Source organism: Halarsenatibacter silvermanii (assembly GCF_900103135.1).
GTDB lineage: Bacteria > Bacillota > Halanaerobiia > Halanaerobiales > Halarsenatibacteraceae > Halarsenatibacter > Halarsenatibacter silvermanii.
This window is the reverse complement of the sequence record NZ_FNGO01000003.1, coordinates 127,715-153,321: the sequence shown is the minus strand read 5'-3', so window position 1 is coordinate 153,321 and position 25,607 is coordinate 127,715. Positions and strand designations below refer to the sequence as shown.

The window sequence follows — 25,607 nt, the reverse complement described above, 5'->3', positions numbered from 1 at the left end:
GATTAAAGATTGCGGTGTATTCTGCCGGCGGTCAGGATAGTTCGGACAGAGTCTCCCTCAGGACATCAACAACCTTATCCACATGATCTTTTTCGATGATGAGTGGAGGGGCGAATCTAACCACACTGTCTCCAGCTGTTAAAACCAGAACATTTTTATCGAGCATGGACTGCAGGATATCTCCGGGAGAATTTTCAACTTCCAGCCCCAGCAAAAGCCCCATACCCCGAGCCTGGTTTACCGGGTCAAACTCTACAGCTATTTCCTCCAGTTTATTTTGGAAATAACTGCCTATCTCATCGACATGAGATAGCAGATCTGAATCAAGAATTGTATTCACAGTGCTGTAAGCTGCCCGACAGGCCAAAGGATTTCCGCCGAAGGTGGTAGCATGATCCCCGGCTTCAAAAGCTTCTGAGACTTCACCTCGGGCCAGAAGGCAGCTTATCGGCATTCCATTACCTAATGCTTTGGCGGAAGTAAAAATATCGGGTTTGACCTCATATTCTTCGTGGGCAAAAAGGCTTCCGGTCCGACCTATGCCAGTCTGGACTTCATCAAGTATGAAAAGTAAGTCCTTTTCATCGCAGAGCGACCTAACACCGGCGAGATAATCCCGGGAAGCAGGTTTGACTCCACCTTCGCCCTGAACTGGCTCCAGCATTATAGCAGCGGTTTCCTCAGAAATTTTTCGCTCGAGAGCCTCTAAATCGCCGAAGGGAACTTCTGAAAATTTGGGAGGGAGCGGCTGAAAGGGTTTTTGATATTTAGGCTGAGCTGTTGCTGCTATTGTAGCCAGAGTCCGGCCATGAAAAGAATTTTCGGCGACTATAACTTCGCGGCGATCGTCCTCGCGATTGTAAAAATGTCTGCGGGCCAGCTTCAAAGCTCCTTCATTGGCTTCTGCTCCGCTGTTGGCAAAAAATACTTTATCGGCGCTGCTGTTTTCAACCAAAAGCCGCGCCAGCCGGGCCTGTATTTCAAAATAATAAAGATTGGATGAGTGCAAAAGTTTTTCTGACTGTTCCTGGATGGCTTCGGTTACCTCTGGATGATCATGGCCGAGAGCATTTACGGCTATACCTCCGGCAAAATCGAGATACTTTTCGCCTTCGCTGTCATAAAGATAGACGCCTTTTCCTTCCTTTATTACCAGTGGCAGGCGATTATACACTCCCATATGATACTTTTCATCGAGCTCTTTAACTTTATCTGTCTGCAATGTTGAATACCCCCCTGAAATTATGAAGATTATTTCCGTGCTGTCAATCTTCTGATTTGATCAGAGTGCCGATGCTTTCTTCGGAAAGAAGTTCCTGGAGCAGGATGTGTTTTTTGGTTCCGTTGAGGATATAGGTGTAATTAACACCGCCTCTTTGAGCTTTGATGCAGGATTTAATTTTGGGTATCATGCCCTCACAGATTTTGTCCTGCTCTATCATTATTTCTGCTGCGGCTGGCGTCAAAGAATTGAGAATAGAATTTTCATCATCTGGATCTTCTCGCACCCCATCGACATCGGTCATCACGATGAATTTTTCTGCTTTCAAAGCCCTGGCCAGCTCTCCAGCAGCTATATCAGAATTTATGTTGTAGCACTGGCCTTTTTCGTCGATTCCCACTGGGGCAATTACGGGAAAATAACTGCAGTCCAGCATTTTCTCTATAATTTCTGTATTGACTTTAGCTACTTCTCCTACAAAACCAAGCTCTGTACCGTCCTCAAAGGAATATTTGCGAGCCTCAATAAGACGGTCATCGCCGCCGTGCAGACCGACGGCTTTGCAATCTGCTCTGGTGTTGGCATAATCCACGATCAGGCTGTTGACCTGACCTACAAGTACTTCCCTCACTACTTCCATGACATCGGCGGGAGTTTTCCTGAGCCCCCGGTAGAATTCTGTCTCCAGGCCGAGAGCTTCCAGATGGCGGCTGATAAAAGGACCTCCACCGTGGACAAGTACCGGTTTGGCCCCAATGTTTTTGAGCAGTGATATATCCTTTAAGACCGAGATCAACAATTCATCATTGATTATAGCATTTCCGCCAAATTTCACAAGAACTGTTTTCTCCTTTAATTTTTGAATATAGGGCAGAGAATTCGACCAGAGTTTGGCACTCTGCTCGGCCATGTTAGTTTTTTCTGAATTGTTCACCGTCATTCCCCCATTTCGATTAGCTGTAATATTTCGCATTGATCTCAACGTATTCGTAGGAAAAATCACAGGTCCATATTTTTTCGGAAACATCCCCCAAACCCAGATCTACTACGATATCTATCCTGTCTCTGGTAAGGATATCCTTAGAAAAAGAGTGTACATATTCTTCCGGACCGAATATTTCTTCACCATTGATAACAATCTTCAGATCTTCCAGGTCGAATTCATCATCGGCTGAACCAGCTGCTGCGGCTATCCTGCCCCAGCTGGGTGATTCGCCGAATATGGCAGTTTTGACCAGCGGGGAGTTGGCTATCTGACGGGCAGCTTTCTCAGCCTGACCTAGTGATGCTGCTCCTCCAACCTCGATCTCTATAAATTTAGTACCCCCTTCACCATCTTTAACTATCATTTTGGCCAGCTTTTCCGCCACATAATGCAGTGCCTGAGTGAACTTTTCATAGGCGCTGCTGCCTGCGGTGATTTTAGGAATATCGGCCTGGCCGCTGGCCAGCACTGCAACCATATCATTGGTGCTCTGATCACCGTCCACGGTGATCTTGTTAAAAGAATTGTCAACCGCGGCTTTCAGCGTTTTTTGCAGAAGCTGATTGTTGATGTCAGCATCGGTAGTTATAAAGGAAAGCATGGTAGCCATATCAGGTTCTATCATTCCTGAACCTTTGGCCATGCCGCTAACGGTGAGCGCTTCTCCTTCGATTTCAGTTTTCACGGCTATCTGTTTGGTAGTTGTATCCGTTGTCAGAATAGCTTTTGCAGCTTTTTCATCGCTATTTCGGTCAAGTTTTTTTGAGGCGCTTTCTATTCCAGCCTCGATTTTTTCCATGGGCAGCTGCTTGCCGATGATTCCGGTGGAAGCAACTATTACCTCATCAGTATTAACCCCCAGTTCCTCACCTGTCTTTTCCACCATTTTATAGGCATTTTCCAGCCCCTGTTTTCCGGTGCAGGCATTGGAGATGCCGCTATTTACAACCACTGCGCTGGCAGTACCGTCCTCGAGATTATTTCTGCAAACTTCGATAGGGGCAGCCTGGACTTGATTGGTTGTGTATACTGCAGCGGCTTTGGCCTTTTTCTGACTTTTTATTATGGCCAGATCGAAGCTGTTATTCTTAATTCCTGTTTTTACACCTGCAGCTTTAAAACCTCTGGCTGCTGTTATTCCCCCTGAAACTTCATTTAAATTTTCCATATTTATCAAAACCCCCGGTATTTTATTATTTTTATCCTCTCTTAATATGCGACCATTTGATTGTTCTAAAACTTTTTTAAAAATAAAGTCCGATATCATCAAGTCCCAGTTCTGACGGCCAGCTGCAAAGAAGATTCATATTCTGGACGGCTTGTCCGGCAGCTCCTTTGATCAAATTATCGAGAGCAGCGATTATTTTCAATCTTCCCGAAGAGAGTCGGGTGACCGAAATATCGCAGAAATTAGTGCCGGCCACATATTTGAGCTGCGGTTTCTTATCGGAGAGAATTCTTATGAAGCGATTTTCACTGTAATAGTCTTCGTAAAGAGAGATCAGATTTTTTTGTTCATATTGTTGACCGCAGGATGAATAAATCGTGGTCAGAATACCCCGTTTTAATGGCAGTAGATGCGGTGTGAACGTTATTTCGGCCGAATATTCCGTCCAGTTTTTCAGTTTTTCTGCTATTTCCGATCGATGACGGTGCCCCTCCACGCTGTAGGCCTGAAAATTTTCCTGCACTTCACAGAAATGCTTTTTACGTGAGGGTTTGCGGCCGGCACCGGTTACTCCTGATTTGGCATCGATTATAATTTCAGTCTCCGAATTTATAATACCTTCGGCTAAAAAGGGGTATAGAGGAATAAGCGAGCTGGTTGGGTAACAGCCGGGGTTGGCGATGAGCCGGCTGTTTTTTATTTGCTCCTCCCTTATCTCGGCCAGGCCGTATGTGGCTCTGGCCATCAAATCAGGATCTTCATGTTTTTGATACCACTCCCGATAAATATCGGGATTCTGATACCGGTAATCTCCGCTCAAATCTATCACCTGCAGACCTTTTTCCAGAAGATCTGGAACCAGTTTTGATGAGACCCCATGAGGTAAGGCTGTGAATACTATGTCTGAACACTCCGCGATATCATCGGCGTCAACCTGCCGACACCGACTATCGATTATATCGATCAAGTGCGGATATATATCTGCTATCCGTTCCCCGGCAAAACTTTCCGAAGTCAGCAGAGCGATTTCAGCTCTGGGATGATTCTTGATTAACCTGACAAGTTCTATACCTGTATAACCGGTTGCTCCAACTATGCTTACCTGCAATTGGCTGATACCTCCCGGTGGAAATTGACTTATGGATAATTATTAGAAGAGTTAAAATATATAAAGAGAATAAAAAAAGGCCGTCTCTGCCCGAAGGGCGGGCAGAGACGGCCTTTATTGCCGCGGTACCACATCTGCTTGATCCGCTGAAGATCAGCAACAGCGAAATCCTCTCTGGCCCCTAACGCCGGCCTGCGTCCCCGCTTACTGAGTTTGACCCCAACGCTCATATTCAGAGGGGAATCTCAGGAAGACGGTTCATCTCACCTTTCCGCCGGTCTCTCACCACCACCGGCTCGCTGGAGGAGGGAGGCGAAATTACTCGCTTCCTTCACCGATTTTGTTACTGGATTGTGCATTTGAATTATTTTTTCTGTCAAAACACTTTGTTCAGTCTTTTAAAATATTATAATAGAGAAAAAATTATATTGCAAGTTTTTAGGCCGAATTCTTTCAGCAGACATTTCTGATTTTGTTTGACAAGCTATAGAGAAAAGTTGTATAATGCTCAAAACACAAAATTTAGCGGGCTAAAAAGTCCGCCGGCGCTCAAAAATATGATTTTGAGGTTAATATTTTATACAAAACAGGAGGAGAGTATTTAGATGGAAGATATTAAAATCGTTGATACGACTTTAAGAGACGGAGAACAGACAGCAGGAGTTGTTTTTGCCAATCGGGAAAAGATCAGAATAGCTAAATTGCTGGATCAGATAGGTGTAGATCAGATAGAAGCTGGCATTCCGGTGATGGGAGGAGATGAGCAGGAGGCTATAAAAGCTATTGCCGAAGCTGGCCTGGATGCTGATATTATGGCCTGGAACAGGGCTGTAGTATCGGATGTGAAGACCTCAATAAACTGCGGGGTCGATGCGGTTGCTGTGTCTATCTCCACTTCTGATATTCATATCGAGCACAAACTTCAGCAGGATAGAGACTGGGTGCTTTCTAGCATGGTCGAAGCTGTGGAGATAGCTAAAGAACACGATCTTTATGTATCGGTCAATGCCGAAGACGCCACCCGCAGCGAGAGGGAGTTTCTCTTCAAATTCGCCCGCGAAGCCAGGGATGCAGGAGCGGACAGGATCAGGTACTGCGATACCGTCGGCATCATGGAGCCTTTTGATATCCAGGATAGAGTGGCCGAACTCATCGATGAAGTCGGCATAGATATCGAGATGCATACCCATAACGATTTTGGCCTGGCCACCGCCAATGCTCTGGCTGGAGCCAGAGCAGGAGCAGAGTACATCGGTGTTACCGTCAATGGTCTGGGCGAGCGAGCCGGCAACGCTGCTCTGGAAGAGGTAGTTATGGCTTTAAAGCATCTTTATGATAAGGAGATGAGTTTTGCCACCGAAGACTTCAGAAACCTTTCCGAATATGTTGCCCGGGCTTCAGCCAGAGATCTGCCTTCCTGGAAAGCTATCGTCGGCACAAATATGTTCGCCCACGAATCCGGCATACACACCGACGGGGTTCTGAAAAACTCTTCCACTTATGAAGTGTTTACTCCTGAGGAGGTCGGATTGGAAAGGCAGATTGTCATCGGCAAGCACTCCGGTAAAAAAGCCCTGATCAACAAATTTAAAGAATATGGCATAAAGCTTACCGGGGAAGAAGCCGGAGAGATACTTCCTCAGGTCAGAAAAGCAGCTGTGGAAAATAAACGAGCGCTTTTCGATAAAGAACTTATGTATATCTATGAGGATTACAAACAGGAAAAGAAATCTCATCAAAAGGAAAAGACTTCCTGATGCAAAAAGTTACTTTGATTCCGGGCGACGGTATCGGGCCGGAGGTTACAGAAGCTGCTGTAAAAACGATCGAAGCTGCCGGGGTCGATATCGAATGGGATAGGCAAAAGGCCGGTATAATGGCTGAAAAAGAGCAGGGCACCCCTCTTCCCCGTGAGGTGCTCGATTCCCTCAGGAAAAATTCTATTGGGTTAAAAGGTCCTCTTACAACTCCGATTGGCAGCGGCTTTAGAAGCGTCAACGTCGCCCTGCGTCAGAAACTGGATCTTTATGTTAATCTGCGGCCCGTAAAAACTTTTCCGGGCCCGGTTGGGGATTACGAGGATGTCGATCTGGTGGTTTTTCGCGAAAACACCGAAGGTTTATATGCTGGAGTGGAACACAAAGTTGGTGCAGATGCAGCGGAAAGCATAAAGATCATAACCAAAAAGGCCTCGCGCAGGATTGCCAGGGCTGCCTTCGAATATGCCGAAAAGGAAAATAGAGACAGGGTTTCGATTGTTCATAAGGCCAATATCATGAAGTTGAGCGATGGTCTTTTTCTTGAGACCTGTCAGGAGGTGGCCGATGAATTTCCTGATGTCGGGGTGGATGATTGCATTGTCGATAATCTCTGCATGCAGCTGGTGCAAAATCCGGAAGATTATGATGTGATGGTAATGCCCAATCTTTATGGTGATCTGGTGTCCGACCTCTGCGCCGGGCTGGCCGGCGGCCTGGGAGTCACTCCCGGGGCCAACCTGGGCGATGAGATAGCTGTATTTGAAGCTGTGCACGGCAGCGCTCCCGATATCGCTGGACGGGGCATAGCAAATCCGATAGCGCTTATGCTTTCAGGGGTATTGATGCTCAAACATTTAGGCGAGGAGGAAGCCGCTGTCAGACTGGAGACGGCCATCAGAGAACTGATAAATGAGTCGGAGGTGCTGACTCCCGATCTGGGAGGAGAGGCCGGTACCGATGAGATTGCCGATGCTGTTGTGGAAAAACTTTAGATCATAAAGTTCTGGACTCAGGATGTCAATCGGGAGGCTTTTAAGTAAATCATGAGGATAAACAGAGAGAGACTGCTGGAAAAGCTGGAAGATTATCGCAGCAGAGCATGTGAAAGATGGAAAAAGCACGGTTTAAAACCCCGCCCTCTGGAGCGAGAAGAGGTCGAGGTTTTCATCGAAGCACTGTCTCTCCCCGGTCTTTCCGAGGAGGACTTTGAATTTTTTGATAAAAAAAGGCAGCTGGATAGGTTCCTGATTGAGCTCATCGAAGGTCAGGTGAGGCGCGGCAGCTTTCCCTCCACCCGGGCTAAATCCCTGGGGCTTGGCAGGATCGTGCGCGGGGACCTTCAATCCGGATATCTTTCTCCCCGGCAAGCTCTCGAGATGCTGGCCGATATGAGAGGAGGAAGTGCCGCCGATGAGCTTGTTAAGCTTTTATCTGAAGATATCTTCCGCCAGGAAGCTGCTGACTTTTTGAAAGATACGGTCTTAATCAGCAGAAAACAGTTTAAAAAAATTGTGGATCTTTCCTCGCAGATTGCTGAAGGCAGGGAGATAATTAAAAGCTGGGCCCGACGGGATTTTGCCAGAGACTGGCAGCTTTCCCGGATTCAGCGGGGGGCTGCTATAAAAGCAGGGGATAACATAACAACCGGTCATCTCAGTCCTTCGCAAAGGGCTGATTCCCGCACCGATCATCCCCTCCATGCTCAATTTATCATGGAAGGACGTGAGGACGAGAGCGATTTCCTGGAGCGGTTAAAAGAGCTGAAACAGGAAAATGATCAGGTAATGTTTGTGGCCGGCAGAGCGCTGGGAGAGGGATCCTCACGCAAATCAGCCACCTATACCATGCTGCAGATACTGGGTGAGCCTGTTCCAGGCGAACCGGAAAAAAAGGCAGGGGGAACAGTAATAGCCCGCAGTATAGCTCCCATCTTCCGAAGATCCCTGATCGCTTCCGGCATTCTACCTGCCATCGGAGACACGCAAAAAATAGAAGAGGGCGATGAACTCAAGCTCGATCTTTCTGAAGAAAAACTAGTAATAAATGATCAAGATGAACTGAAGGTGACTCTGCCGGATGATTACAGCTTTGAGAAAATAGCAGCAGGCGGCATGACATATTTTGACGCCGGCAATAAACTGCAAGAATGGGCTCAGAATTTCTGTCGAAAAAAAAATATTGAGGTGGAAAAGTCTCCCATCCCCGGACATGAAATTTCCCGATTAAATCAGGCCGAGGGCCGCTCTCAAACACTGGCTCAAAAAATTGTTGCCTGCAGCAGAGTTGATGGTATGACCACAATTAAACCGGGAGAGAGAGCCCGAATCAATGTCAGGGGGGTATTCTCTCAGGATACGACCGGGCCGATGACCGTCGATGAGTATCAATCGATGGCCGGTGGAAAATTTGGAGCTGAATTCGTGCTTCAGTCGCTCTGCCACACTGCTGAATGCCCTTCAACTGAAGAAAGGGACAGACAAATATTTCTCAAAAACTTCGTAAAGGATAGAGGGGGGGTTAGCCTCGAGCCCGGTGAAGGCATAGTTCATACCTTGGGCAACCGTTTTGTACTACCCAACGATGTGATCTTCGGTGCTGACTCCCATACCAGAACTCCCCGGGGGATATCTTTCCCGGCAGCCTCTGATATTGTCGCTGGAGCTATGAAATACGGGGAACAGGATCTGGTTATGGATGAATCTGTCAGAGTTGTCTTTACAGGGAGACCTCCTGAACATATAACCGCCCGCGATCTGGTTTCGGCGCTGGTAGTTTATGCTGATCGCCAGGGCCCGGGCAGGGAGATCTATAATGGCCGAATTGTCGAGATGGAAGGACTTGATTTTCTCGATGCAAGCCAGAGATATATACTTACCAATGCCACTGCCGAGAGAAGTGCTTCGGCGGGCATTATTTCTCCCGATGAAAAAACTTTGAAGAAGGTGGAGTCCGATCTGGAATACCTCAAAAAAAGGCCCGATGCGGAAAGTTCGCCTTCGGTTGCTCGAACTATAAAGTCCTTCCAGGAATTTCTGCGGGAGCCCCGGCTGCTGGAAGCGGATTCTGGAGCTGATTATGCTGAAACAATAGAGATTCCAGCGGCGGAGATAACAGAGCCTCTGGTGGCCAGACCGCATCATCCCGATAACGTGGCCAGGATTTCCGAAACTGCCGGCACTTCTGTGGATGAAGTCTTTATCGGCAGCTGTGTGGGCGGGAGCTACAGCAGTATTCGGGCTGCGGCCGAATTGGTACGGGGAAGAAAAATTTCTCCTGAGGTTAATTTTGTTGTTTCTCCGGCAGCCCGCGATATCTATAACCGTCTGGCCCGTGACGGCAGTCTGGCAGCTCTTACTGAAGCAGGGGCCAGTGTTATTCTTCCTGGCTGTGGATTATGCATGGGCAATAAGCGCAGAATAGCTTCGGGTGCAACCGCCTTTACCACCACCACCCGCAATTATAAAGCGAGGATAGGCCCTCCCGATTCCAGAACTTATCTGGGCAGCTCAAGGGTGGCAGCTATTACAGCCCTCAGGGGAGAAATACCGGACGCTGAGAGTTACTTTTCTGCCTTCAATTCTTGACAACTATAAAGATCTGGACTATAATGGGATATAGGATGGATCAAAAACAAATATCTTTTAAAATAACGTTGATGAGGACGAGTAAATCGATTGTGTTCCCCAGAGAGGGAGAATTAACCAGCTGAAAGTTCTCCTGGAACAACATCGATTGAAAACCCCCTCGGAGTTGGCTCCTGAAAGCCATTTTATCGGTCAGTAAGGAAAGCCCGGTCCCGAACTGTTATCCTTTTGAGCGAAATCGGCGCCGGAATTCCGGCGGCTGGTTTAAATAGAGTGGAACCGCGATCCCCTCGCCTCTAAAAGTCTGGAGGCGGGGGGTTTTTTAGTTTTATGAGTTTTAGGTCTCCCAAATTTTCGGGCGTTATTTTCTAGATCCATCTTCAAAAAATTTATAAGGAGGCAAAGAAGTTATGAAGTTTTCACCGAGAATGAAGAATTTAAAATCTGAAAAGGCTTTCGACGTTCTGGAGGAAGTGAACAGTCTTCGAGAGGAAGGAAAAGATGTCATCAGCCTGGCTATAGGTGAACCGGACTTTAACACCCCTGAAAACGTAAAAAGAGCGGGCATAAAAGCTATTGAGGCCAACAAAACCGGATACAGTCCTTCCCCCGGGATTACAGAACTCAGAGAAGAAGCAGCCAAATATTTTTCTGCTTCCCGCGAAGTGAGCTTCTCGGCTGAAAATGCTATCATCGCTCCCGGGGCTAAACCGCTGATATTTTATGGGCTTTTGGCCATGATGGGCCCGGATTCGGAGGCAGCCTATCCCAGCCCGGGCTTTCCGGTTTATGAATCGATTATAGAGCTTTTTGAGGGAAAACCGGTTCCTTATTCACTGCCGGCAGAGGAAGGATTTGATATTGATCCGGATGAGATAAGGAGTAAGACAAACGAAAAGACCGATGTTCTCATCATCAATTCCCCCCATAATCCTACCGGCAGTGTTATATCCAAAGAAAGCCTGGTTGAGCTGGCCGAAATAGCTGAAGAATATGATTATTGGATTATCTCGGACGAAGTTTATTTCGAACTTTCTTATGGCGGAGACGTCGACAGCATCGCTTCTCTGCCCGGTATGAAAGAAAGAACTCTGATTATAGACAGTTTTTCTAAAACTTACGCCATGACCGGCTGGAGAATAGGATTTGGAGCAGGCCCCCGGCAGCTGATAGATAAAATTGGCAAATTGATAACCAATTCAGTTTCCTGTACAGCCACTTTTACTCAGCATGCAGCTGTCGAGGCACTTAGATCCGGCGGTCAATTCAGACAAAAAATGGTCGACGAGCTGAAAGAAAGGCGCGATCTGGTTTACAGAGAGCTCAACAAAGTTGAGGGGATTGAATGTCAAAAACCAGAAGGCGCTTTTTATGCCTATGCTGATGTTACGGAAGCCTGTGAGCTACTGGGGCTGGAAAATGCTGCTGAATTTCAGAAGTTTTTGCTGCATGAAGCCGGGGTTGCCGTGCTGTACAGAGAATGTTTTGGCAGTCGATTTTCCGATGAGGAAGAGGAATATATCAGAATTTCTTTTGCTAACAGCCAGGAAAATATTTCCCGGGCTATAAATAGAATCAGGAAAAAAGTCGCGGAAAATTCCAAAGGTATTCTTTCCAGAAGTTCCCGGCGGTGATGGAAATGAATAAGACAGCATCCAGATCTCAAAATTGCGGCAAGGAAATCAGAAATGAACTGTCAGCTGAGGAAGACAACCTGGGAATTAAAGTTCGAGTACCTTCAACTTCTGCCAATCTGGGCCCCGGATTTGATTCTCTAGGAGTGGCTTTGAATATTGATAATTACGTTCAGATATCGCCACTAAAAGGTGCGGAATCCGGAGAAAATCAGATAATTAGTGAGGTCTTTTATGCTGACAATAAAAAGCTGAATATTGCGTCGGAGGAGGATTTGATCAGGCAGACTCTGCAGCAGCTGCGCAGATATACCGATCGAGGGCTGACCGGGGCCAGAATAAAACAGGAACTTTATTGTTCGCCTGCTCAGGGTCTGGGAAGCAGTGCGGTAGCTATAGTCGGCACGCTCAAAGCAGCTGTCGAGTTTTTTGAACTGGAGTTGTCAACTGAGGAGATACTCAGATTGGCCTGCAGAATCGAAACCCATCCGGATAATGTTGTGCCGGCAACACTCGGTGGTCTGACTGTCTCCAGTTATTCTCTGGAAGAAAAAGATCTGGTCTGGGATCGGGTTATACCTCATGAATCGATGCAGATGGTGGTCATTATCCCCGAGTTGACCAGCAACACCAAAGAGCAGAGGAAGGTAATACCTGATAAGTTTGAGATGGATGATGTCTGTCATAATTTAAGCCGCACCGCGCTTTTGCCTCTGGCTTTTAAATCGGGGGACTATGATAAGCTGCGGAAAATAATGAAAGACAGACTGCATCAGCCCTATCGCTGTTCAGCTATTTCCGGCTGGAACGAGGTAATGGCCGCCGGTTATGAATCGGGCGCTCAGGGAATAGCTCTCAGCGGGGCCGGCCCGACCATACTGGCGATTGTCAGGGAGAATCCCAAAGCAGTAGGCAGAGCTATGGTGAAAGCCTGGCGAAGAGAGGGTGTTGAATCTGAATTCACTGTAACTGAACCGGACGAAAAAGGTTGTTACGTCATTGAGGAGGAATAAATCGTGAATATGTGGTCTGGAGTCATAGGAGAATATCTTGATTTTATGCCCGTAGAGGACAGAACGGAGATAGTAACCCTGCAGGAAGGCGGCACTCCCCTGATACCCGCGCCCTCGCTGGCGCAGAAGCTGGGAATTGAGGCGGAGCTTTATTTGAAATATGAAGGGGCCAATCCCACCGGCTCTTTCAAGGATAGAGGTATGACGCTTGCGGTGACAAAAGCTCTGGGGGAGGGGAGCGAAGCAATCATCTGTGCCTCCACCGGAAATACCTCGGCAGCGGCAGCCGCCTACGGAGCCAGGGCCGGACTCAAAACCGTTGTGGTTGTTCCAGAGGGAAATATAGCGCTCGGCAAAATGGCCCAGGCTTTAAATCACGGAGCCGAAGTTATTCCGGTCCAGGATAATTTCGATGCTGCCCTGCGAATTGTCAGGAAGATCTGTGAAAGCTATCCGGTAACCCTGGTAAATTCTTTGAATCCTTATCGGATCGAAGGACAAAAAAGCGCCGCCCTGGAAGTTTGCGACCAGCTGGGAGAAGCTCCCGAAATTTTGGCTATTCCTGTAGGGAATGCCGGCAATATAACCGCTTACTGGCAGGGTTTTTGTGAATATCGAAAGGCCAGGAAAATAAATTCGTGTCCCGAGATGTGGGGTTTTGAAGCTTCGGGAGCCGCTGCCATAACCAGGGATAAAGTTATCGAGAATCCGGAGACGGTGGCCAGCGCCATTCGTATCGGTGATCCGGTCAGCTGGGATAAAGCAGCGTCAGCTGCCGAAGAATCAGGCGGAATTATCGAAGAGGTCAAAGATGAGGAACTGCTATTTGCTTACAGTTCTCTGGCCGACTGTGCCGGAGTTTTTGCCGAGCCTGCTTCGGCTGCTTCCCTGGCGGGAGTGAAGAAAATGTCTGATAGAAAAAGTCTTTCAGCCGACGATCTTGTGGTAGCTGTTCTTACCGGTCACGGACTTAAAGATCCTGACTCAGCTCTGGATGTCATTTCAGAGCCCGAAGCAGTACCGGCTCGAATCGAAGATGTGTTAGACCGGGCCGGACTGGCGTAAATTGTCTGATAACAAAAAATAGGGCCTGAAATCATTCTGATTAAATCGGCTGATCAAAATTTTTGATTTAAAGCTGAGTTTAAGGTATAATCTTAATAAATAATTCTAATAATCGTGGTGAATAAAGTTAAAATTGTAAAGGTAGTATATCCAGCTGTAAATCAGGAGGATAGTCATGACACAGTACATAATTAGAAGGATACTCTGGGGAATACTCACTGTTATAACGGTATCGGTTTTGATATTCGCTATAGTTCATGCCATGCCGGGTGATCCTGTGCGGATGGTTGCCGACCCCCGGCTTCCTTCCGAAGAGATTGAAGCTTTAAGAGAGCAGTGGGGGTTGGACAGACCGCTTTATGAACAGTTTTTTGTTTGGTTTACAAACATTTTGCGCGGTGATATGGGTACTTCTATTCAGACCCGGCAGCCTGTAAATCATTTGATATCAGCCCGGCTTTTCTTTACACTTTATCTCACCATCACAGCTTTGATTTTGCGTTATACACTGGGAATCGCTATAGGAATGATAGTTGCTGTCAAGCGGGGTGGTTTTCTGGATAAGTTTCTGGTGGTGGGAACGGTGGTGCTGCGCTCGCTGCCCGATTTTTGGCTGGGGATAATATTAATTCTTTTGTTTGCTATCAGATTTCCAATATTTCCAGTTTCCGGCTATGAAGGTCCTATATCGGTGATTTTACCGATGCTGGCGCTGGCCCTGCCCCTGATGGCAACCACCATGAGATTGACCAGATCTGAGGTTCTTGAAGTTTTGAGGGAGCAATATGTCAGAACAGCCCGGGCCAAGGGTCTACACGCACGCACAATTATGCTCAAGCACGTTCTGAGAAATGCATTGATTCCGGTAACTGTCGTCTTTTTTCTTTCGATCCCCTGGCTCATAGGAGGCACGGTGGTAGTAGAGACTGTTTTCGCCTGGCCGGGAATGGGTCGACTGCTCTGGCAGGCTATCTCTTCTCAGGATTTGCCGATAGTGCAGGGTATCGTCTTTATAATAGCTGTAATTACCGTTATATCCAATACCCTTGGTGACATTGTCTGTGCTGTTCTGGATCCGACTATTCGTTACGACTGATGTTGGAGGTACAATTTATGACCCCTAACATAAAAGGCTTTTTTAAATATCTCTGGCGCTGTCTCGGCAACCGGATTTTTGCCGTCGGTTTTATCATGGTTTTAACAGTTTTTATTGTTGCCATTTTAGCAGAATTTTTGGCAGTTCAACCTTTTCAGGAAATGGATGTTGCTCGAACCCTTGAGCCTCCATCAGGACGGTATCCGCTGGGAACCGACCATTATGGTCGCTGTCTTTTTTCCCGGATAATCTATGGATCCCGACTGGCATTACAGGTCGGTTTTATGATTGTGGGAATCACCAGCTTTATCGGCATCACTCTGGGATTGATGGCGGGCCTGGCTGAGGGAATTATTGACAGCTTGATCACTTACATATCTGACGTGACCTGGTCGCTTCCGCCGGTCGTTTTTGCCCTGGCAATAGTCATGCTTTTAGGTCCCAGTCTTAATAACGTAATAATTTCTCTGGCTCTTATATCCTGGCCGCAGCTGGCCAGAGTGGTGCGTTCAAAAACCCGTTCTACAAAAACTGAGCTATATATAGAAGCAGCCCATGCGTCCGGTATGAGTACTGGACGCATGATATTCAGACATCTTCTTCCCAATATTCTTTCAGCAATTATAGTTCTGGTTACCCTTCAGCTTCCCCATGCTATTATTGCCTCTACAGCCCTGGGTTTTTTGGGGCTGGGAGCCCAGCCGCCGGCGCCCGACTGGGGGGTCATGCTCAACGAGGGAATGGATTTTATCAGAGTTGCTCCCTGGCAGTCTATCTTTCCCGGCCTGGCACTGGTTTGGACTGTACTTGGTTTTAACCTGATGGGAGTTGGTCTGAGAGATATTCTTGATCCCAACATACCTGACTGAATAGAAGAGGGAGGGGATAAAAAGAAAATAAGAGGACAGATAAAGAGCAAAAATTTGACTGAGCTGTGCAGAAGTATAAGGAGCTGAACATTTTATGAGTAAAAAAGGAGGTAATAATTTGTTTTATACACCCGGAAAAAAGAGGATGATGCTGCTGGCAGTTCTCGTTATTGTAATCGGACTGGGTGTTGTTCTGCTGCCCGTCGAAGAGGCTGCAGCAGATGATGACAGGCTGGTAGTTGGTATTCCCGGAGAACCCGGCAATCTGGACCCCCAGCAGACTGTAACCATTTACAATTTTGTCCATGATATGCTATTTGCCGCACCTATGAGCATGGGATTGGAAAATGATGAAGTTCTGCCGCATGGAGCTGCAGAGGTCGAGCCCGCTGATGATTTGAGTTATATTGAGGTAACTCTCGATCCTGAATGGCAGTTTCACAGCGGCAGAAATCTCACTGCCGAAGCTTTCGCCGATTCTCTTGCCCGCAGGATAGAAAAAAGCCCCTATGCCTTTGACTGGGATCCGCTGGCAGAAAAGCATGTCGATGGTAATACCGTTGTACTCGAGCTGGAAGAACCTTCCCCCGGCATATATGTAAATATGCAGACCAGTTACGATGGTCCGGTCGATGTCGAAGCTGCTGAAGAGATGGGAGCTGATGATTTCGACAGAGAACCGATAGGCAGCGGTCCTTTCAAATTCGAGGAATGGGTGGAAGGTTCTCATATAGACATGACCAGATTTGATGATTATCAGGATAGCCTGCCTTTCGCGGAAAATAATGAGGCCTTCAATTTTAGCGAATACAGAGTTCGTTTCATACCTGAAGATTTCACCAGGGTGGAAGAACTTCAGGCCGGTGGCGTCGATATTATCGAAGATGTACCGGTTGAAATGCTTCCTCTGCTGGAAGAGGCGCCTGAGATTGAAGTAATTGAATATCTGGAAGAAACTGTAGCCTATCTCGACATCAATCACACCGTCGAGCCCTTCGATGATTACAGCGTGAGGGCGGCGCTGGCATATGCAGTTGATCGAGAAGAGCTGGAAATGGGCTTGGATGAAGTCATCGAACCCGTCTTCAGTATTGTTGGCCCGGCTATGATGCGCCATCATGAACCCACAGAAGAAATGCTGAGCCAGGATCATCATCATAATCCAGAGCTGGCCACAGAACTGCTCGAGGAGGCTGGCTGGGAAGAAGATGAAGACGGTTATATGACCAAAGATGGTGAACGCCTGGAATTTGAGATGATGGTCGATTCTGAACATCCGGTTGAGAGAAGGTCAGGACCGATCATGCAGGCTCAGCTGGAAGAAGTTGGCATGGATGTGAGTTTGAGAGAATATGAAAAAGCTTATATAGACGATATGCAGGAACAGGGAGATTTTGAAGTGATTCTCAACAACTGGACCTGGCTTGATCCGGGTGGAATCTGGCCGCAGAACCTGACAGAGGGCGGCGATTACGCCCCCTGGACACCAACCCGGGCTGATGATTTGATCGCTGAAGCCGGTGTTGAGCCAGATGAAGAAAGAGGCGCTGAGATATGGGGAGAAGTTTCGGAAAAAGTCTGGGAAGACAAAGGAATCGTACCCCTTTGGAGCAATTATCAGTATCTTGCCCATCGTGATAATGTCAGCGGATTAATTGTATCCGAAAACGGCCGACCCTATCTCAATGATGTAGAACTTGAGTAGATTGTCTTTTTTCTGTTCACCCTCTGTTCTCAGGCAGGGCAGGGGGTGAATTTGATTAAAATTTTTTGAAAACAATATAAATGGCCTTCTTGTTAATATCTAAATAAGTTTTTGACACACCTATTTGCCAACTGAATATAGGAAGATCCAATAAAAATTATCATGTAAAGGAAGGAAAATATTCATAAATATTGAATTTTAGAAATTGAAGCATAAAACTTAAAAAGGAGTGATATTATTTTATGAGCAGAAAAATTTTGATTTTGGCCCTGGCAGCTGCAGTGGTTTTGGTTATGCCGCTGGCAGGTGCAGTACAGGCACAGGAAGGCGGAGATCTGGATATCTCAATAGGAGCTGATCCGGAATCTCTCGATCCAGCTGAGGCAAATTCCTCACCCGCAGCCACCGTGATGCTGCATGCTCTTGAGGGCCTTTTTGATATGACCCCCGAGGGCGAAATAGTTCCTGAACTAGCTGAAGGATACGAAGTTTCAGATGATGGACTTCAGTATGATATTCATCTGAGAGAGGGCATTGAATTTCATGATGGAGCTTATTTTGATGCTGAGGCGGTAAAATTCAATTTAGAGCGGATTCTGGAAGAAGAAGCTCCCTTTTCTTTTCTGATCGATGAGGTCGAAAGTATTGAGGTGATCGATGATTATACAGTGAGGTTGGAGACTGAAGAGCCTTTTGCTCCACTGATGGCGCATTTATCTCATGAATTTTTGAGCATGGTCAGCCCCAGAGCTGCTGAAGAGTACGGGGAGGAGTTAAGCGTCAACCCTGTAGGCACCGGCCCCTTCGAATTTGTTGAATGGACGAGGGGAGAAGAGGTGGTTCTGGAGAAAAATGAGGATTACTGGGGCGATAACGCCTATCTGGATGCCTTAAAATTTCACATAGTCCCCGAGGATTCCACCCGGGTTGTTCAGGTAGAAACCGGGGAAGTTGATGCTACAATGTTCGTTCCCCCTCACGAGATGGAAAGGCTGGAAGGAGTAGAGGGTGTCGATCTAGTTCAGCAGTCCAGCCTTAGAACTATTTACATCGGCATGAACCATCAGAAAGAACCTCTGGATGATTCCAGAGTTAGAAGAGCCTTGAATTATGCTGTCGACAGCGAGGCTATAGTGGAGCAGGTGATGGAAGGAGCAGGCCATCCTTCTGACGCTCCAATTTCCCCGGACATATTTGGTCATTCCGGACAGGAAGTTTATGAATACGATCCGGAAAAGGCCCAGGATCTGCTGGCTGAAGCCGGTTACGAAGATGGTTTTGAAGCGACTTTTCATCATCCTGTAGGAAGATACATGATGGATGAGACTATAGCTCAGGCTGTAGAGAGCCAGCTGGCAGATGTGGGAATTGATATAGAACTTCAAACTCTCGAATGGGCTACTTATCTGGAATTTATGGATGTGCCCCCGGAAGAATCAGAACACGAACTTTTCATGCTCGGCTGGGGTACTGTCACGGGCGATGCTGATTATGGACTTTATGCACTCCTGCACTCGGATGAATGGGTGCCCTACGGAAACAACAGAGCCTATGCAGATTATCCTGAGGTGGATGATCTGCTGGATGAAGCCCGGGTTAGTACTGATACAGAACACAGAGAAGAGCTTTATGCTGAATCCATCGAGAAAATCTGGGAAAATGCTCCCTGGATATTCCTGCACAGCGAAGTTCAAATAAATGCAGTAGATGAAGATGTTAGTGGTTTAATTCATCATCCGAGAGAACAGTTGAGAGCCACAGAAGCATATTTTGAGGAGTAAAATTCTGTCTAAAAGAATTTGATGATGAAAAGCCCGGCCTCAGGAAGTCATTTCCCGCGGTCGGGCTTTTTAAATACCAAATTTTTCTGCTGAATTAAGATTATTCTTCTGTCATTAATAAAGCTCTGGCCGGAGCCCCTTCCAGATTATTGAGTTTCAAGGGGGCAAGAATCAGTCGGTAGCTCCCGGCTGGAATATTATTCAGCCTAAGCCCCTCCAAAATAATAATACTATTCTGTAATAAAAGCCGATGAGTGGGATGATTCGGCTGATTTCTTTCGATTCCCAGCGCATCAATTCCCACGCCTTCAGGATTGATCTCGCTCAGTTTTAGAGCTGCACCCTCCGCGACATATACGAAATTTTTGGGGTTTTTCTTCAGATAACCCGGCCTGGAATTTCTGGTTTTAAAAAGTATAAACTCGGAATTTTTCACTTTGTGAAATTTTAGATCGTCGGCAGTTATCTTTTTTTTTACGTTGGTCAAATCCACCACCTGGCAGGAAAAAATGAACTCTTCTTCCAGCTGTGTTGTGTCAGCTCCGCCGGGAAGCATATGCAGAGGTGTATCTACATGGGTGCCGGTATGAATATTGAGTGTTATTTCACTTTCATGGACGGTATCGCTTTTGTGATCGCTGATAGTTTTGAACTCAGGTTTTTTATTTTTTCTCCCTTTGTAAACCGGCATTTTTGAATCTATAGTCATCGAAATATCATATATTTTCATAACTTTTCACCTCATCCCACCATACTCTTCCATCTTTTTCAAGAAGCCTATCAGCCTCAATCGGTCCTCTGGTGCCTGCGTCATAACTGATAATCGGGATATCTGCTTGTTCTGCTGATTTTTTCACGCTGTCTATGAACTGCCAGGAGTGCTTGATTTCCTGCCAGTGGGTGAAAAGGCTTTGATCACCGCGGAAAAGCCCGGTAAAAATCTCTTCGTAGGCCGCAGGTGAATTGAAATTCTTTTTGCAGTTCTGGCAAAAATCCATATTTACCGGAACTGTCTTATGCTTTTTCCCGGGTTTTTTTGCGTTGAACTGCAGAGAAACTCCTTCTTTGGGCTGGACGGTCATTCTCAGAATATTGGAATTGTCCGGATTCAGATTTTTTTCCAGAGCGGGATGAAAAGAAGGTTCAAACTCTACTATTATCTCTGCTCTCTTCTCCCCCAGCCTTTTTCCTGTCTTGAGATAAAATGGCACATCCTGCCATCTGAGACTGTCGATTTGAAGTTTGAGAGCTGCAAAAGTTTCGGTAAGGGAATCTTTTCTTATATCGGGTTCATCTTGATATGATTGAACGGATTTTTCTTCGATGCTGCCAGAAACATACTGTCCAAGAACGAGTTCATTTTCTATATTTTCAGGATTAGGTGAAGCTAGAGATTTAAAAATTTTAATTTTTTCTCTTCTTATGCATTCAGGCGTCATATCAACCGGCGGCTCCATGGTCACCATAGCCAGCATCTGCAGCAGATGACTCTGCATCATGTCGCGCATTGCTCCCGCTTCATCATAATATCTGCCCCGTTTTTTAACTCCACTTTTTTCTGTTGAGATTATTTGAATATTATCGATATGATTCCGATTCCATACAGGTTCAAAAAGAGCATTGGCGAAGCGGATGACAAAGATGTTTTGAATCATCTGTTTACCCAGGTAATGATCAATCCTGTAAATATTTTCTTCAGGCACAAAATTTCTGACCTGATTATTATATCTTACGGCGGAATCGAGATCATATCCGAAGGGTTTTTCAAATACCACCCTGGGCCAGCTTTCCTCTTCCGACTTTAGTAGTCCGTATTTAGCCAGAAACTCGGTGATGGTTCCGAAATGCTGGGGAGCAGCTGCCAGATAAAAAATTAGATTTGAGGTCAGAGAAGCTGAAGAATCGTCAGCTTTTTTAAGCTTTTTTCTCAGATTTCGATAGCAATCCTGGCTGCGAAAATCAAAGCGTTGATAGCTAATATCTCGGCTGAATTCCTGCCAGATTTCTTTGCTGTAATTGCTCAGTACATTTTTAGCTTTCCGGGAGAGAGCGTTCAAATATTCGGATTCATTGCTGTACCTTCTGCCCAGACCGAGCAGGGTCAGATTCTCGGGTAGTTTACCCCGTCTGAAAAGGCTGTAAAGACTGGGGAACAATTTGCTCCTGCTTAAATTTCCGGTCCCCCCAAAAATAACTAGCTGTAAATTTTCGGGTGTCTTATTTGTTTTCAACGTCATGCCCTCCAAATTGATTTCTGAGAGCTGCTATCAGTTTTGCGCCAAAGTTTTCATCCTGCTGGGTGCTATATCTTACCATAAGAGCCTCAGCCAGCACGGGCACTGAGAGCCCCAAATCTATTGCTTCTTCCACTGTCCATTTGCCCTCGCCGGAAGAGTCTATGACAGGTTTGATATCTTCAAGATTTCCTCTGTCCTCGAAGACATTTTTGGTCAATTCTATCAGCCAGCTTTCGATCACTGATCCGTTATTCCAGACCCTGGCTATATCTTCAAAATTCAGATCGAAGTCGCTGGCCTCCAGAACTTCAAAACCTTCACCTATAGCCTCCAGCATTCCGTATTCGATGCCATTGTGGACCATTTTGACAAAATGACCGCTGCCGGTTGTACCGGTGTGAATACAGCCATCCTCCACGGTGATATCATCAATAAGTGGTTCCAGGTACTCATAGATATCTTCCGATGCTCCTACCATCATGCAGGCTCCATGTCGTGCTCCTGTTACCCCACCGGATGTTCCGGCATCGACCAGCTCAATACCTTTATCCCCCAGCATCTGATCTCTCTCCAGGGTTTTCTTAAAATGAGAATTTCCACCATCGACTATCACATCTCCTGTTTTCAGCAGAGAAGACAGCCGGGTAATTATATCATGTACAGGGTCTCCGGCGGGGACCATCACCCAGATAACCCGGGGAGGCGAGAGCTTTTCTACCAGCCCTTCCAGGCTGTAAGCACCCTCTGCTCCTTTCTCCTCAATGTTTTTTACTTTCTTCGGAGTTCGATTATAGGCTACAACATCATGTCCGTTATCCATCATATTCAGGGCCAGATTTTTCCCCATTTTACCCAAGCCCACTATTCCAGCTTTCAAATTAAATCCCTCCTGTCGAGTTCCTTGGAAAAATAATTTTATAATTTCGACTCCAGAAAGCTATCCAATAAAAATATAACTGAATTACCAGCAAATTTTTAAGTAATCATTTAACAGTGTTGTAATGATTGTCGGCTAATTTTTGAGCCGTCCCTGGTAAACTTAAAAGAAGGAGATTTGCTGGCTGTTGTAGAATTTATTTGTTAGTTTGAAAGATACTCTGTTGAATTGAGGAGAAATATTATAAAGGGACTCACTAATTTTTTCGAGGTGATTGTATTTGTTTAAGGAAAAGAAATTTCCAAACCCTAATCAAATGTTATTGCTTTTTGCACTGCTGGGGGTTGTATCGATCATTATAGCAGCAGGACCGGCACTTTTAGAGGGGGATATTTTTAACGGTAATACAGTCAAAGCTGGAGAAGCTGATTTTGAAGCGGCTGAATTCGATGAAAAGCATGAAATCATTGTACTGGGCCTGGATCCGGAAGGAATAGCGGCTGCAGTGGCCAGCGCCCGCAGCGGCCGGGAAACACTGTTGATTGGTGAACGACGTCAGCCGGGGGGCTTGATGGTCCAGGGAGGTTTAAATACTATAGATATGAATTTTAACCCCGAAGGCGATCTGCTTACACAGGGGCTATTCGCAGAATTTTATCACCAGCTGGAGGGGATATCTTTCAATACTTCCACCGCTCTCAGGGTTTTTAGAAGGATGATTCGGGAGGAAGAAAAGCTCAGCTGGATAAACCAGGAAGAGCTTCAGGAACCTGTGTTAGAAGATGGACGGATTGTGGGCATAATTACAGAGAACAAAAGAGATGGAGAGAGGAATTATTATGCCGCTGAGAGATTTATCGATGCCAGCCAGGGGGCCCGGCTGGCAGCACAGGCTGGCGTCCCTTACATCCGGGGTATGGAAGATATTGGACTTTCCGATAATTTCCAGGCTGCAACCCTGGTATTTCAGCTTGATAATGTAAACTGGCATGAAGCTCTTGAACATCTGCGAGCCGATGGCGATCCTCATACCGGTGGAGATCACAGATCGCTCTGGGGATTCTGGGATGAGATGCAGACCTACGAAAACCGCCATCCCGACATCAGGGTCCGCGGTCTTAATGTGGGCCGACAAAGCGGCGACAGGGTTTTGATAAATGCTCTGCAGATACCTGATGTTGATCCTTTCTGTCAGGAGTCACGGGCAGAGGGCAGGTTAAAAGCCTTTCGTGAGCTGGAATATTTGGTCGAGCATATCAGAGAGAATGTACCCGGTTTTTCAGAGGTTGAGCTAGCTGGAATTGCCGAAGAGCTTTACATTCGTCAGGACCGTCAGATTGAGGGAATAGAGCGACTCGATATAAATGATGCCAGAGAACATCGGGTTTTTGACGACATGATAGGTATGGGGTCCTATCCAGTGGATATACAGAGGACTTCTCCTGAAGCTCCCAATCTGGTGCTTTTTAACCCCGCTCAATACAGCATTCCCTTTCAGGCTTTAGTTCCCGAAGAGATAGATGGGCTGCTGGTTGTTGGCAAGTCTGCCAGTTATGGTTCACAGGCTCACGGTTCTGCCCGGGTTATTCCGGTGGGCATGGTTTCTGGGGAAGCTGCCGGGGTCGCCGGAGATATTTCTCTTTCGGGCGATTTAAATTTTCGCGAGATGGCCGTCGATGAGGACAAAATAGCTCGGCTTCAAAGTGAACTGATCTCACGGGGAGCTTATCTGGATTGGGAAGATTATTCTTTTGCAGGGGAAGAAAGCTGGGCTCTGGAGGGCATCCGCTTCATCAATGGTCTTGGACTAATCCAGGCTGGTTACGATAATGAGTTCGGTTTTGAAGAACCCATGCCCGATTCGGAATTTGTTTCTTTGCTGGAAACAGCCCTGATTAGGGCGGGGCCAAAATTCGGCTATGAATTGGATGAGAAAATTGAAAATATAAATTTTCCCGGGAAAGAAGATAGGCCCGAGCATTTGACTAAAGCTTCATTATCCTCGCTGCTATCCGCAGCTCGAGTAGATCTAGGTCTATCTTCAAGTATGGAAAAAGTGATCTCTGAATTATTGTTTATGGATAGAGATACGGCTGCCAGGGTAGCTGAAAATGATGTTTTGACCCGGCAGGCATCCTATCAAATTTTACTGGAGTTTTTTGAAACTATCGTACCCGAACTGCAGGGGAGGTAATTCAAACAACATGAATATACAGCTGGAATGCTTTCCCTGTCTATTCAATCAGACTCTGGAATCAGCTCAGCTGGCTTCGGATGACAGGGAAATTATTCGGGAGATAATCGACACTTATGCCGAAATGGTTCCGGAAATTGGTGAGGAAAGCAAGACGCTGGAAGTAGTTATCGAGATGCATGATGTTATCGAGGAAAAAACCGGTGTCAGCGATCCTTATGCTGATTACAAAAGAAAAAATATCGAGACTTCCAGATCGCTGCTGCCTGAATTTAAAAAAATTATCGCTCAGGCCGAGGATCCTTTATTTTCTGCTCTGCTCATATCAGCGATCGGTAACTCAATTGATGCAGGTGTAGGGCTGGAGGTTGATATAGAAAGCAATCTGGGAGAGATTTCAAAAGGAGTATTTGTACGCAGTGACTACGGGTTATTTAAGAAAAAACTCAAAAAGGCTGAAAATATTCTCATTCTGGCCGATAATGCCGGTGAGGCTGTATTCGATGAGCTTCTGCTGGAGGAGCTTCAGGAGATAGTTGATATAACATATGCTGTCAGAGATAGACCGGCTATCAATGATATAACCATGAAAGAGGCAGATATGCTGAATATCGATAATTATGCCCGGGTCATTTCCAGCGGTTCGCCGACATCCGGCACCATGCTGGATTACACGAGTGAAGAATTTCAGGATTATTATCGAAAAGCAGATCTCCGTCTGGCCAAAGGTATGGGTAATCTGGAAGGTCTTTACGAGGAAGACGAAGAGATTTTTCATCTTCTCAAAGCCAAATGTGGTCCGGTTTCTGATCTGATCGGAATTGATGAAGGTGAGCTGGCATTTTTCCTGAATGATTGATATAAGGAGAGAGTTTTCAAATATTTAACGGGGCTGATAATAAAAAGGAGGCAAAAACATGGATATCGTGGTAGGTGACAGAAAAGAGCTGGAAGCAGGTCAGGTAGATGAGGATCACGCGCTCAATACCAAAAAAAGAATTGTATTTTCACCGGAGGACCACTGGGACAGTCATGTCATGCGAGTTTTCACCCTGGGAGAGGGCGGTCAAACTTTTCAGCATTCTCATGATTGGCCTCACTGGGTTTATATTCTGGCCGGGGAAGGAGCTGTAGTTACAGAAAGTGACACTCATGAATTAAGCCGGGATGATTATGTGTTTGTGCCGGCCGGACTAACTCACAATTTTGAAAATAGAGGAAAAGAAGAATTTGAATTTATGTGCATAGTTCCTCCCGAAGGTGATAGTTTTTAATTAAATTTTCACTTTAGAATTTTCTCGGTCCAGGA

At 46.3% G+C, this 25,607-nt stretch carries 20 protein-coding genes and 2 other annotated features; of the genes, 13 read left to right on the top strand and 7 right to left on the bottom strand.

All coding sequences use genetic code 11. The features are described 5' to 3' along the window. Nucleotides 1-31: 31 nt before the first annotated feature. The 4 genes from BLT15_RS02530 to argC all read right to left on the bottom strand — a co-directional run bounded on the left by BLT15_RS02530 (nucleotide 32) and on the right by argC (nucleotide 4,483). Nucleotides 32-1,222, bottom strand: coding sequence for an aspartate aminotransferase family protein (locus tag BLT15_RS02530; RefSeq protein WP_089758343.1), 1,191 nt, complete (start codon nucleotides 1,220-1,222; stop codon nucleotides 32-34). 43 nt (nucleotides 1,223-1,265) lie between these two features. Continuing rightward, nucleotides 1,266-2,156, bottom strand: coding sequence for an acetylglutamate kinase (gene argB / locus BLT15_RS02525; RefSeq protein ID WP_234985472.1), 891 nt, complete (start codon nucleotides 2,154-2,156; stop codon nucleotides 1,266-1,268). Nucleotides 2,157-2,175: 19 nt separating this feature from the next. After that, nucleotides 2,176-3,375, bottom strand: coding sequence for a bifunctional glutamate N-acetyltransferase/amino-acid acetyltransferase ArgJ (gene argJ / locus BLT15_RS02520; protein WP_089758402.1), 1,200 nt, complete (start codon nucleotides 3,373-3,375; stop codon nucleotides 2,176-2,178). Between the two features lie 76 nt (nucleotides 3,376-3,451). Continuing rightward, a complete protein-coding gene (gene argC / locus BLT15_RS02515; RefSeq protein ID WP_089758341.1) occupies nucleotides 3,452-4,483 on the bottom strand; it encodes an N-acetyl-gamma-glutamyl-phosphate reductase in 1,032 nt (343 codons plus the stop codon). A gap of 100 nt (nucleotides 4,484-4,583) precedes the next feature. Next, nucleotides 4,584-4,827, bottom strand: a binding site (T-box leader). A 261-nt stretch (nucleotides 4,828-5,088) separates the two neighbouring features. Here argC and nifV point away from each other — a divergent pair. The 10 genes from nifV (at nucleotide 5,089) to BLT15_RS02465 (ending at nucleotide 18,990) form a co-directional block, all read left to right on the top strand. Continuing rightward, nucleotides 5,089-6,240, top strand: a complete 1,152-nt coding sequence (nifV, locus tag BLT15_RS02510) for a homocitrate synthase (RefSeq protein WP_089758340.1) — start codon at nucleotides 5,089-5,091, stop codon at nucleotides 6,238-6,240. Then, entirely contained in the window at nucleotides 6,240-7,235 is a 996-nt protein-coding gene (locus BLT15_RS02505) for an isocitrate/isopropylmalate dehydrogenase family protein (protein WP_200769675.1), read from the top strand. The genes nifV and BLT15_RS02505 overlap by 1 nt, the downstream gene beginning before the upstream one ends. 51 nt (nucleotides 7,236-7,286) lie before the next feature. Then, complete coding sequence (locus tag BLT15_RS02500) at nucleotides 7,287-9,827, top strand: aconitase family protein (protein ID WP_089758337.1); 2,541 nt, start codon at nucleotides 7,287-7,289, stop codon at nucleotides 9,825-9,827. A 59-nt stretch (nucleotides 9,828-9,886) separates the two neighbouring features. Further along, nucleotides 9,887-10,128, top strand: a binding site (T-box leader). Nucleotides 10,129-10,237: 109 nt separating this feature from the next. Next, complete coding sequence (locus tag BLT15_RS02495) at nucleotides 10,238-11,461, top strand: pyridoxal phosphate-dependent aminotransferase (RefSeq protein WP_089758335.1); 1,224 nt, start codon at nucleotides 10,238-10,240, stop codon at nucleotides 11,459-11,461. 5 nt (nucleotides 11,462-11,466) lie between these two features. After that, the gene (gene thrB, locus BLT15_RS02490) at nucleotides 11,467-12,474 is read left to right on the top strand and encodes a homoserine kinase (RefSeq protein WP_159429777.1); all 1,008 of its coding nucleotides are present in this window, start codon (nucleotides 11,467-11,469) and stop codon (nucleotides 12,472-12,474) included. A gap of 9 nt (nucleotides 12,475-12,483) precedes the next feature. Continuing rightward, nucleotides 12,484-13,539, top strand: coding sequence for a threonine synthase (thrC, locus tag BLT15_RS02485; protein WP_089758400.1), 1,056 nt, complete (start codon nucleotides 12,484-12,486; stop codon nucleotides 13,537-13,539). A 175-nt stretch (nucleotides 13,540-13,714) separates the two neighbouring features. Beyond that, entirely contained in the window at nucleotides 13,715-14,635 is a 921-nt protein-coding gene (locus tag BLT15_RS02480; RefSeq protein ID WP_089758331.1) for an ABC transporter permease, read from the top strand. 17 nt (nucleotides 14,636-14,652) lie between these two features. After that, a complete protein-coding gene (locus BLT15_RS02475) occupies nucleotides 14,653-15,504 on the top strand; it encodes an ABC transporter permease (RefSeq protein ID WP_159429776.1) in 852 nt (283 codons plus the stop codon). Nucleotides 15,505-15,622: 118 nt separating this feature from the next. Further along, entirely contained in the window at nucleotides 15,623-17,209 is a 1,587-nt protein-coding gene (locus BLT15_RS02470) for an ABC transporter substrate-binding protein (protein ID WP_159429775.1), read from the top strand. Nucleotides 17,210-17,451: 242 nt separating this feature from the next. After that, a complete protein-coding gene (locus BLT15_RS02465; protein ID WP_089758326.1) occupies nucleotides 17,452-18,990 on the top strand; it encodes a glutathione ABC transporter substrate-binding protein in 1,539 nt (512 codons plus the stop codon). A gap of 100 nt (nucleotides 18,991-19,090) precedes the next feature. Here the strand turns inward: BLT15_RS02465 and BLT15_RS02460 are convergent, their stop codons facing one another. The 3 genes from BLT15_RS02460 to gnd are packed head-to-tail and all read right to left on the bottom strand — an operon-like array spanning nucleotide 19,091 to nucleotide 22,104. Further along, a complete protein-coding gene (locus BLT15_RS02460) occupies nucleotides 19,091-19,720 on the bottom strand; it encodes a cyclase family protein (protein ID WP_089758324.1) in 630 nt (209 codons plus the stop codon). Continuing rightward, the gene (gene zwf / locus BLT15_RS02455) at nucleotides 19,707-21,221 is read right to left on the bottom strand and encodes a glucose-6-phosphate dehydrogenase (RefSeq protein ID WP_089758322.1); all 1,515 of its coding nucleotides are present in this window, start codon (nucleotides 21,219-21,221) and stop codon (nucleotides 19,707-19,709) included. Before zwf ends, BLT15_RS02460 begins: the two co-directional genes overlap by 14 nt. Then, a complete protein-coding gene (gnd, locus tag BLT15_RS02450) occupies nucleotides 21,208-22,104 on the bottom strand; it encodes a phosphogluconate dehydrogenase (NAD(+)-dependent, decarboxylating) (RefSeq protein ID WP_089758320.1) in 897 nt (298 codons plus the stop codon). Before gnd ends, zwf begins: the two co-directional genes overlap by 14 nt. A gap of 316 nt (nucleotides 22,105-22,420) precedes the next feature. Here gnd and BLT15_RS02445 point away from each other — a divergent pair, with 316 nt between their 5' ends. From BLT15_RS02445 to BLT15_RS02435, 3 genes are read left to right on the top strand one after another with little or no spacing between them, the layout of a single operon-like run. Then, on the top strand, nucleotides 22,421-24,298 hold the full coding sequence (locus BLT15_RS02445) for an FAD-dependent oxidoreductase (protein ID WP_143422998.1): 1,878 nt from the start codon (nucleotides 22,421-22,423) through the stop codon (nucleotides 24,296-24,298). 10 nt (nucleotides 24,299-24,308) lie between these two features. Continuing rightward, complete coding sequence (locus tag BLT15_RS02440) at nucleotides 24,309-25,157, top strand: damage-control phosphatase ARMT1 family protein (protein WP_089758316.1); 849 nt, start codon at nucleotides 24,309-24,311, stop codon at nucleotides 25,155-25,157. Nucleotides 25,158-25,215: 58 nt separating this feature from the next. After that, on the top strand, nucleotides 25,216-25,572 hold the full coding sequence (locus BLT15_RS02435) for a cupin domain-containing protein (protein ID WP_089758314.1): 357 nt from the start codon (nucleotides 25,216-25,218) through the stop codon (nucleotides 25,570-25,572). The last annotated feature ends 35 nt before the right edge of the window (nucleotides 25,573-25,607 follow it).

Excerpts from the sequence above, each read along its gene's own strand:
- BLT15_RS02480 (WP_089758331.1), top strand. The coding sequence starts at position 13,715 with ATGACACAGTACATAATTAGAAGGATACTCTGGGGAATACTCACTGTT.
- BLT15_RS02435 (WP_089758314.1), top strand. The coding sequence starts at position 25,216 with ATGGATATCGTGGTAGGTGACAGAAAAGAGCTGGAAGCAGGTCAGGTA.
- BLT15_RS02465 (WP_089758326.1), top strand. The coding sequence starts at position 17,452 with ATGAGCAGAAAAATTTTGATTTTGGCCCTGGCAGCTGCAGTGGTTTTG.
- BLT15_RS02475 (WP_159429776.1), top strand. The coding sequence starts at position 14,653 with ATGACCCCTAACATAAAAGGCTTTTTTAAATATCTCTGGCGCTGTCTC.
- BLT15_RS02445 (WP_143422998.1), top strand. The coding sequence starts at position 22,421 with ATGTTATTGCTTTTTGCACTGCTGGGGGTTGTATCGATCATTATAGCA.
- BLT15_RS02460 (WP_089758324.1), bottom strand. The coding sequence starts at position 19,720 with ATGAAAATATATGATATTTCGATGACTATAGATTCAAAAATGCCGGTT.
- BLT15_RS02505 (WP_200769675.1), top strand. The coding sequence starts at position 6,240 with ATGCAAAAAGTTACTTTGATTCCGGGCGACGGTATCGGGCCGGAGGTT.
- nifV (WP_089758340.1), top strand. The coding sequence starts at position 5,089 with ATGGAAGATATTAAAATCGTTGATACGACTTTAAGAGACGGAGAACAG.
- BLT15_RS02495 (WP_089758335.1), top strand. The coding sequence starts at position 10,238 with ATGAAGTTTTCACCGAGAATGAAGAATTTAAAATCTGAAAAGGCTTTC.
- thrB (WP_159429777.1), top strand. The coding sequence starts at position 11,467 with ATGAATAAGACAGCATCCAGATCTCAAAATTGCGGCAAGGAAATCAGA.
- argJ (WP_089758402.1), bottom strand. The coding sequence starts at position 3,375 with ATGGAAAATTTAAATGAAGTTTCAGGGGGAATAACAGCAGCCAGAGGT.
- thrC (WP_089758400.1), top strand. The coding sequence starts at position 12,484 with ATGTGGTCTGGAGTCATAGGAGAATATCTTGATTTTATGCCCGTAGAG.
- BLT15_RS02440 (WP_089758316.1), top strand. The coding sequence starts at position 24,309 with ATGAATATACAGCTGGAATGCTTTCCCTGTCTATTCAATCAGACTCTG.
- BLT15_RS02500 (WP_089758337.1), top strand. The coding sequence starts at position 7,287 with ATGAGGATAAACAGAGAGAGACTGCTGGAAAAGCTGGAAGATTATCGC.